A 9,509-nucleotide genomic window follows, 5' to 3' on the forward strand; every position below is an offset into this window, starting at 1 on the left:
AACCCTTCGCAGTCATTATTAGTATGAAAAGCGAAACGACCGCTTTCAGCAAACTTTTTGGCAGCCTCAACGACCGGAATTGGAGCGCGCTACTGACCGGCAACTTTCGACCCTCCTTATCGCCATTACAGAGGTGTCCGCCGTCGCCCGAAATTTGCCATTCGTTGACGACTTCGACTTTGGATCAACTGGCTTTCCACCCTTGTCCGGTCTGTAATGATTTCATCGCCAAAGATTTTTTGTGAGCAAAGCAGTCTCTGACTTAAGAATCTGTTGGATCGTGATTATGCTTTCGAAAAAGACCGGGGGGCGATCTTATGGATCAGGACGATTTATTTGCAGAGAACTTGACGCTGGACCTTCCAGCACTTCGCCTTGGGCCGGTGCGGGTGACGGTCGGGGTCATTGAGGCGATTTTACGGTCAGCCTCGACGGTGGATGCGAAACGCGAGGGCGAAGTCTTTGTGTCGGCGCGCCTGAAGGAGCCGCTCTACCGGACAGCTGATGGCGAGCGGCTGATAGTCACTGCCCGCAAGAATATCGCTCGCCCCAAGGAAGCAGACGGTGTCCTTATGCGAAGCGAGAGCGGCAAGCTCTCTTGGTTACACCACTGGCTGATAGAAGAACTTGAGAGCGAAGCCGCGAAACATGGCTGGCCAGAGGTTGTTCGCAGGCGCTCCGAGCAATGGGGCCGGAGATTCTCATTTCGCTCTGAGCTACAAAACGCAGATGGCAGCGTCGACGAGGATAAGCGTGGTCTTCGTCCTCCGCAGCTAGGCGCTCTGCACGCTATTGGCGCTCACTGGAGCATAAATACGCAACCTGCGACCATCGTAATGCCGACCGGTACCGGCAAAACCGAAACGATGCTGGCGGCGCAAGCAGCTTACATTCGCAAGCCATTGCTGGTTGTGGTGCCATCGGACGCCTTGCGCTCTCAGACCGCGAGAAAGTTTCTTACCTTCGGTCTTCTTCGGTTTCTGAAGGTGCTACCGGACGATGTGCCGAACCCCATCGTGGGACTTGTCCGCAAGGTTCCAAAAACGACAGAAGATCTGGATATATTCGAGCGCTGTAACGTCATAGTGGGGACGATGGATTCGCTGGCCGACAGCGCTGCGGAAGGTGTATGGCCAGAAATTGTCGGGAGGATCGGTGCGCTAGTTATCGACGAAGCCCACCATATCAGCGCTAAACGTTGGATGAGTTTCCGCGAGGCATTTTCCGGCAAGCCGATCTTGCAGTTCACGGCGACGCCGTTCCGCCGCGACGGGCAATTGGTGGATGGTCACGTGATTTACTCGTACCCGCTGCACCGGGCGCAGCAGGACAAGTATTTCAAGCCGATCACCTTCGAGGCGGTATATGAAACGCTGGCTTCTAACGCAGATCAGGCGATCGCTGAAACGGCGGTTGCCCGTTTGCGCGAGGATTTGAGTAATGGGCTCAATCATCTGATGATGGCCCGGTGCGCGCGTATCGAGCGTGCACGTGCCGTATTCCAAATCTACAAGGCCATAGCGCCCGACCTAAAACCGTTGCTCGTTCACTCAGACATTGGCGATACACAGCCAGCGATTGATGCCCTGAAGTCTGGTGACAGCCGGATCGTCGTCTGCGTCAACATGCTTGGTGAAGGTTTTGACCTGCCGGAGCTCAAGGTCGCGGCAATCCATGACCTACATAAGAGTTTGGCGATTTTGCTGCAATTCACCGGCCGGTTCACGCGCACCGCTGCAGAGAATATCGGCAACGCAACGGTCATCGCGAACACCGCCGAGCCCAACGTTTCAGAAGCTCTTGAGCGACTCTATAGTGAGGACGCCGACTGGAATGAGTTGCTCAGCGAGTTGAGCTCAGCTGCGGCTCAAGAACATGCGCGGCTGGTGAAATTCCTCAATGAGGCGAAACGCCTCGATAGTGGCCCGGACGATGAGGACGTGCCCATTTCGCATAAGCTTCTTAAGCCTGGCATGAGCACGCTCTTCTATCAGGCCGACAAATTCACTCCGAAGGCATTCTACGACGGACTTCCCTCCTCGATGGTGCCGTATCGTGTCTGGCTACACTCACCTTCCAACACGTTGTTCTTCGTCACTCGCTCCGAACCGACAGTCAAATGGAGCCAGTCGAAGTCCGTGAAGGATCGGGCATGGACGTTGTTTGTGCTGCACTATGATGCGGCGCGGAAGCTGCTCTACCTGTCCTCCTCGGATAAATCTTCGGCATTCCCTGATTTAGCCAAGGCCGTGGGCGCTGGCAAGATCATCAATGGGGATGTGATTTTCAGAGCGATGGGTAGGATCACCCGGCTCATTTTCCAGAATTTAGGTGTTAAAAAGCACGGTCGCCGCAATCTCTCCTATGCCAGCTACACCGGCGCGGAAGTCGTCACCGCCCTTAGCCAAGCTGAGAAAAGCGGTTCGCTCAAGGCGCTGCTGAGCGGTATCGGCTGGGAAGGCGGAAAGCAAATCACCATCGGTTGCTCGGCCAAAGGCCGGGTATGGTCGCGGGAACAAGGGCCGATCCCGCGTTTCAACGAATGGTGCGAAGCGGTGGGCGACAAGCTGCTCGACATTTCAATTGATACGTCCAAGCTAATCGACAACGTGCTTTTGCCGACCGAGGTCACCACGCTTCCGAACACTGAATTGCTCAGCATCGAATGGCCCTACGAAATCCTCCGTCAGGCTGAGGAACGTGTCGGGTTCAGCGACGGTATGCGCGAACAAACGCAAACCATGTTCGAGCTTCGGATTACGGGATCGGACATATTGGCCAACACAATTGATTTTGAGATGATCGAGGCCACAACGGGCAGCTGGGCATCTTTCAGATACACGCTAGGCGGTGCCGCAGAATTCAAAGTCGAGCAGACTTCCGGTAATCCGCTTACAGTAACGATCGGCAAACTCTCTGCGTCGCTCCCGAGCTATTTCTCCGACTATCCGCCCCTTTTTCGATTCGTCGATCTCTCGGAGCTCGACGCGAACCTCCTCATCGTCCCGCAAACGCCTTATGATCTCACGATTGAGGACGACCGGTTCGAGGCCTGGCCTTGGAAGGATGTCGACCATAAGCAGGAGTCGATTTGGAAGAAGGGTGCAGTTCGCAAGGAGTCCATTCAATGGCACGTCGCGCAGCAATATCTAGAGGAGGATTTTGACGTTGTTTTCGATGACGATGACAGTGGCGAAGCGGCTGATCTTGTCTGCTTAAAAGTAAACGAGGACTCCATTCGCATGGCTCTCGTACACTGTAAGTTTTCGGGAGGCTCAACGCCTGGCGAGCGTGTGAAGGATGTGATTGAAGTTTCATCTCAGGCTTTGCGCTCTGCGCGCTGGATCGGCAAATTTCCGCTGCTCCTGCAGCATCTGAAAGCTCGAAACGAGCCGGAGAAGCGCAGTGGCCGTCCTACGCGGTTCCTTAAGGGTGATACGACTGACCTCAACCGGATCGTCAAACTCCATCGGTTCCGTCCGATCCAGACTGAGATCCTAATTGCTCAGCCTGGCTTGTCCAAAGCCAAACGAACCCAGGCGCAATCAACCGTTCTGGCGGCCGGTCTGACCTACGTGAAAGAAACTGTGGGGATCGATATGACAATCATCTGTAGCGAGTGATGAGTGGCACATCGCCGGACGAAAAAGATGTTCTGCACTACGCCCGCCTTGTGGACCCGGGTGGGAGCCTGCAGTCAGTTAAACTGAATTTAGCTGCAAGGCCGCGGGTGACAGGCGCTATATTCCACCGATCGCCATTGCGATGACAATTTCCGCACCAACAGAAAAGATTATCCTCATGTCAGATGACCCGATCGTCCCACCACAACCCCATCCGAAACGTGCATTGGTGCGCGGTATCGCCGAAGGCGCGGTGGAGATCATACCCGGCGCCAGCCTTCTCACGAACATCTATGCCGTGACGCACCCGCCGATCGAAGAACTCGAGCGACAGCGTTGGGAGTGGGACATTACTCAGCGCTCGAATGAGCAGGCCGACACGCTTAAGCGCGTCGTCAGTGCATTTCTCCGGATCAAGGCCAACAGCGAGCAAGCAGGCGCTGCGCAGAAATTGTCGTTTGTACGGGGCGGAATGATCACCACCTTAGAGGCTATTGGCAGAGAGGGACTATCGGCCCAGTTGGCAGCAGAGCTGCGCTCCAAGCTAGATCAGACTGCGGCCGACGTCGATGATCTTCTGCAGGGATTGGACGCTGCAATTCTCGCCATGCGCTACGATGAGCGCAACAGAGAATTCATCGACATCATGCACGAGGCTGTATTCGGTTCGTTCGGCAAGTCGACTATACGGAAAGAGATTCAACATCTGCTGGAATCGGGCCAAGCTCCGATTGATCAGCAAAAGGAACTCGCACAGCGTCTCGGTGACAGCATTGATCATTTCAATGCCAACCTTGCGAGATTGAGCACTTATGCAACCGCGGTCAATTTATGAGTTTCTGGGCCGACACGGCTGGACTGAAGGACATGCCCCCTTCTGACTATGCGTATCATGCGCTGAGCAGTGGATAGTGTTGGCTCATCGAACGTCCGCTTGTTAGCTATGCCCGCCCAAAAGCACCCATTCCGCTTCCCACCCCTTCTCAGACGTTGAATGCAGGATAAGCGGAACGACCGCTTTGTGAAGCGTGTGTATGTTACATGGATGTCTGTATTGAGGGCGCATAGTGGTCGTTTAATTCCCCATAAGCCACGGTCTACGCAGGGTCAATAATAACCAATTGACCGAGCACGAATTCAGCCTATTGGCCTCAATCCCCCTCTCTCCGCCTCGGTGTGACCCATCCCTTTTCTACGCCAAGGCATCCTATTCACCGCACGGAGAGCCGCGAGGCCTTCCCCCAGCTTGGCATTCCACGCTTCCATGTTCACGGCCCTTTCCGGGCATGGGATTATTTAGACTATGGCGGTTAAACCGTACAGGAGCAGCAACAAGGCTTTTTCGCCCTCGCCCGGACAGAAAATGGGCGAGAACGATCCTGCCCGCACCGACGCAGCGATCCGCTCTATCGCCCGCTTGATCGGCCGCCAGATCGCCCGTGAGCAGTTCGAACGCAAAATTGCGCAAGAACGTAAGGCCCAGAAACAATATCTTCCTTCGCCCTGATCGTCCAACAGCCGGCCTCGCTGGCAAGCGACATGTACGCGAGTTTCACCCGTTGCCTGCTCTCTGCGCCGGGCTGACGAAGTTTTTTCTTGAGACCGTTTTGGTCTCATGCTATAGGTGACTAATGAGAATTATTGCCCGTCGTACGTTGCGCGAATTTGTCGAAAGCCTCGCGGGGCAGAAAGAGCAGCCAGCCGTAAAGTCCGCGCTCGATGCTTGGTTCGACGAAGTCAGTAAGGCGGAGTGGGCAAGCACCGCCGATGTGAAGCGACTCTATGCGACGGCGAGCATCGTCAGCGCCGAGCGGATCGTCTTCAACATCAAAGGCAATGACTACCGCCTCATCGTGTCAGCGGACTTCGAGAAGGGTATCGTCTGGATCAAGTGGCTCGGCACGCACAAGGCTTACGACAGGATCGACGTGAAGGAGATCGTCCATGGCAACTGACCTGAAACCGATCCGCACGGAATCGGATTACGATGAAGCGCTAGCCGATGTCGAACGGCTGTGGGGCGCCAAGAGCGGCACGCCGGAAGGCGACCGCTTGGACGTGCTGGCAACACTGATCGACGTCTATGAGGCGAAGCACTATCCTATGGACCCGCCTGATCCGGTAGAAGCGATCCGCTTCCGCATGGAGCAACAAGGACTGACCCGCAAGGATCTGGAACCGATGATCGGCCCACGCAATCGGGTTGCCGACATACTCAACCGCAAGCGCAGCCTATCGATCGACATGATCCGGCAATTGCATGCCCGACTCGGCATTTCGGCCGAGGTGCTTATCCAGCCAAGCCGGATGGATAAGGTAGCTTAGGAGAGACAGCTAATGACCCGCGTTGCGCTATATGCCCGATATTCCTCCGACAATCAGCGCGAGGCGTCGATCGAGGACCAGTTGCGCATCTGCCGCGAGCAGGCGAAGCGCGAGAAGTGGAAGACCGTGGGAACCTACAAGGATGCTGGCATCTCCGGCGCAAGCATGATCCTGCGCCCCGGCATTCAGGCACTCCTGCAGGATGCGCAGGCTGGCCAGTTTGACATTGTGATGGCAGAGGCACTGGACCGCATCAGCCGTGATCAAGCCGATGTCGCCACCTTCTACAAGCACCTCAAATTCGCTGGCGTTCCCATTGTCACGCTGTCCGAGGGCGAGATCAGCGAGTTGCATGTCGGCCTCAAGGGCACAATGAATGCGTTGTTCCTGAAAGACCTCGCCGCAAAGACGCATCGTGGCATCCGTGGCCGCGTCGAGGACGGCAAGTCAGGTGGAGGGCTCTGCTTCGGCTACAGTGTCGTCAAGCAGCTCGACGCGCGGGGCGATCCCATTCGGGGCGACCGGGAGATCAACGAAGTAGAGGCAAGTGTTGTCCGGCGCATCTTCCGAGAGTTTGCCGCCGGCATCGGCCCGCGCACCATCGCTCGTACCTTGAACGCGGCAGGTGTCCCCGGCCCGGGTGGCAAGCTGTGGAGCGACACCACCATCCGGGGCCATGTTAAGCGCGGCACGGGACTGGTCAACAATGAACTCTACATCGGCCGTCTGATCTGGAACCGTCTCCGCTACATCAAAGACCCTTCAACAGGAAAGCGCGTCTCACGCCTGAACCCGGAATCGGAATGGATCATCAAGGATGTGCCGGAGCTGCGCATTGTCGATGACGAACTCTGGCATTCAGTTCGTGTCCGACAGGCCGAGATCGCCGAGAAGTTTGCCAACGTCACCGAAGCTGTGCGCAAGCACCACAAAAAGAACCGCCTGAACGGCACACGTCGGCCGAAGTCCCTTCTGTCCGGCTTGGTGTTATGCGGCTGCTGCGCCGGCCCCTACTCGCTTCGCGGCGCTGATCGCTTTGCCTGCTCGAACCACATCAGCAAGGGCGCGTGTTCAAACAGCCGCACGATCCCGCGTGAGGATCTGGAAGCACGCGTACTCTCCGGGCTGAAGGACCGCATGATGGCACCTGAGATCGTCGAGGAGGCGATGCGCGCTTATGCGGAGGAGACCAACCGCCTGAACCGGGAACGCCGCTCTAGCGGTGATGCCTGGAAAGCAGAACTGGTAAAGATAGAGAAGCAGATCCGCGGCATCATCGAGGCTGTCAAGGCCGGCATGTTCCACGAGAGCATGAAGGCAGAGATGGACACGCTGGAGGCGCGCAAAACCGAACTGAACAGCCTGCTGGCCGACGCGCCTGAGGACACACCGGACATTCTGCCGAGCGCCTCGGCGATTTATGCGAAGAAGGTTTCTGCCCTGACCAAAGCGCTCAATCGCAAGGAAGAGCGACAGGAAGCGGCGGAGACATTACGCGGCCTGATCGAGAAGATTTCGCTCACACCGGGGCCGGAACGTGGAGAAATTTACGCAACGCTGCACGGCGAACTGGGCACGATCCTCGAATGGACGGAGCGCCAAGCCATTGGAAAGGCTGCAAAAACAACAAAACCCGCAGCTGATGCTATGGGTTTGTCGTTATCAGTGGTTGCGGGGGCAGGATTTGAACCTGCGGCCTTCAGGTTATGAGCCTGACGAGCTACCGGGCTGCTCCACCCCGCGTTATTGTTTGATTTGTGCGATATTTTTTTGTTTTTTTGCGATTGGACTGTTTTGCATGTTTTTTGAGAAGATGTTTTTGTGTGCTTTGCAGACCTGGCAGCGACCTACTCTCCCGCGTCTTGAGACGAAGTACCATTGGCGCTGGAGCGTTTCACGGCCGAGTTCGGAATGGGATCGGGTGCAGCCGCTCCGCCATAACCACCAGGTCGGCGAAGAACACAAATATGAGAAGCTGGTTTAGGGCAGCAGGGCAATAAGGGATTATGTTTTCCTTAGCGTGTCCTCTGCTCTTTTGTCTTTCATGCACTGATAAAATAAGCACACGACTGTGTGCCGGCGCTTTTGCGCCGCCCTCGCGGAGGATCAGCGGCGAAGCCGCGTACGATCCGTGAGCGCTATCAATCATCGAACTTCGTTCGATGGATATTGTAAATGGGAGTGATCAAGTCGATCGAGCTATTAGTACCGGTAAGCTACATGCGTTGCCGCACTTCCACACCCGGCCTATCAACGTGGTCGTCTTCCACGGCTCTGATAGGGAATACTCGTTTTAAGGTTAGTTTCCCGCTTAGATGCCTTCAGCGGTTATCTAGTCCGTATATAGCTACCCTGCTATGCGGCTGGCGCCACAACAGGTCCACCAGAGATACGTCCATCCCGGTCCTCTCGTACTAGGGACAGATCCTTTCAATATTCCTACACCCACGGCAGATAGGGACCGAACTGTCTCACGACGTTCTGAACCCAACTCACGTACCGCTTTAAATGGCGAACAGCCATACCCTTGGGACCTGCTCCAGCCCCAGGATGCGATGAGTCGACATCGAGGTGCCAAACAACCCCGTCGATATGGACTCTTGGGGGTCATCAGCCTGTTATCCCCGGCGTACCTTTTATCCGTTGAGCGATGGCCCTTCCACGCGGGACCACCGGATCACTATGACCGACTTTCGTCTCTGCTCGACTTGTCAGTCTTGCAGTCAGGCAGGCTTATGCCATTGCACTCGACGAACGATTTCCGACCGTTCTGAGCCTACCATCGCGCGCCTCCGTTACTCTTTAGGAGGCGACCGCCCCAGTCAAACTACCCACCATACACGGTCCTGGACCCGGATAACGGGTCGCAGTTAGACATCCATATAGGCAAGGGTGGTATTTCAAGGATGACTCCACAATGGCTGGCGCCACTGCTTCAAAGTCTACCACCTATCCTACACATGCCGACACGAATGCCAGTGTAAAGCTATAGTAAAGGTGCACGGGGTCTTTCCGTCTAACCGCAGGAACCCCGCATCTTCACGGGGAATTCAATTTCACTGAGTCTGCGTTGGAGACAGCGGGGAAGTCGTTACGCCATTCGTGCAGGTCGGAACTTACCCGACAAGGAATTTCGCTACCTTAGGACCGTTATAGTTACGGCCGCCGTTTACCGGGGCTTCAATTCAATGCTTGCACATCTCCTCTTAACCTTCCGGCACCGGGCAGGCGTCAGACCCTATACGTCGTCTTGCGACTTCGCAGAGCCCTGTGTTTTTGGTAAACAGTCGCTACCCCCTGGTCTGTGCCACCCCCACCTAGTTGCCTAAATGGAGGTCACGCTTCTTCCGAAGTTACGCGTGCATTTTGCCGAGTTCCTTCAACGCAGTTCTCTCAAGCGCCTTGGTATTCTCTACCAGTCCACCAGTGTCGGTTTAGGGTACGGTCTATATGCAGGAGCTATTTCCTGGAACCGCTTCACTGCAAGATCAATCCAATAAGACCTCACAATACACGCAATCCGTCACTACCTGCAGGCCCACGAATATTAACGTGGTTCCC

Annotated in this window: 6 protein-coding genes, 1 tRNA gene and 2 rRNA genes (1 of these 9 running past the window's edge); 6 read left to right on the plus strand and 3 right to left on the minus strand. The window is 55.8% G+C overall.

Features of this window, described 5'->3' with window-relative positions:
- Nucleotides 1–317: 317 nt before the first annotated feature.
- From AAIB41_RS16395 to AAIB41_RS16420, 6 genes are all read left to right on the plus strand, one after another.
- Entirely contained in the window at nt 318–3,623 is a 3,306-nt protein-coding gene (locus AAIB41_RS16395; protein ID WP_343315080.1) for a DEAD/DEAH box helicase family protein, read from the plus strand.
- A 142-nt stretch (nt 3,624–3,765) separates the two neighbouring features.
- Nucleotides 3,766–4,458, plus strand: a complete 693-nt coding sequence (locus AAIB41_RS16400) for a hypothetical protein (RefSeq protein ID WP_343315081.1) — start codon at nt 3,766–3,768, stop codon at nt 4,456–4,458.
- A 468-nt stretch (nt 4,459–4,926) separates the two neighbouring features.
- Complete coding sequence (locus AAIB41_RS16405) at nt 4,927–5,130, plus strand: hypothetical protein (RefSeq protein ID WP_343315082.1); 204 nt, start codon at nt 4,927–4,929, stop codon at nt 5,128–5,130.
- A 124-nt stretch (nt 5,131–5,254) separates the two neighbouring features.
- Nucleotides 5,255–5,578, plus strand: coding sequence for a type II toxin-antitoxin system HigB family toxin (locus AAIB41_RS16410; protein WP_343315083.1), 324 nt, complete (start codon nt 5,255–5,257; stop codon nt 5,576–5,578).
- Nucleotides 5,568–5,948 (plus strand): helix-turn-helix domain-containing protein, encoded by a 381-nt coding sequence (locus AAIB41_RS16415; RefSeq protein WP_113341909.1) that lies wholly within the window; start codon nt 5,568–5,570, stop codon nt 5,946–5,948. The genes AAIB41_RS16410 and AAIB41_RS16415 overlap by 11 nt, the downstream gene beginning before the upstream one ends.
- 12 nt (nt 5,949–5,960) lie before the next feature.
- Nucleotides 5,961–7,658, plus strand: a complete 1,698-nt coding sequence (locus tag AAIB41_RS16420; protein ID WP_343316107.1) for a recombinase family protein — start codon at nt 5,961–5,963, stop codon at nt 7,656–7,658.
- Here AAIB41_RS16420 and AAIB41_RS16425 read toward each other — a convergent pair.
- From AAIB41_RS16425 to AAIB41_RS16435, 3 genes are all read right to left on the minus strand, one after another.
- Nucleotides 7,615–7,691, minus strand: a tRNA-Met gene (locus AAIB41_RS16425). The genes AAIB41_RS16420 and AAIB41_RS16425 overlap by 44 nt on opposite strands.
- 91 nt (nt 7,692–7,782) lie before the next feature.
- A 5S ribosomal RNA gene (gene rrf, locus AAIB41_RS16430) occupies nt 7,783–7,897 on the minus strand.
- A 232-nt stretch (nt 7,898–8,129) separates the two neighbouring features.
- A 23S ribosomal RNA gene (locus tag AAIB41_RS16435) occupies nt 8,130–9,509 on the minus strand (it continues 1,526 nt past the right edge of the window).

Source organism: Brucella sp. BE17, assembly GCF_039545455.1.
Classification (GTDB): Bacteria; Pseudomonadota; Alphaproteobacteria; order Rhizobiales; family Rhizobiaceae; genus Brucella.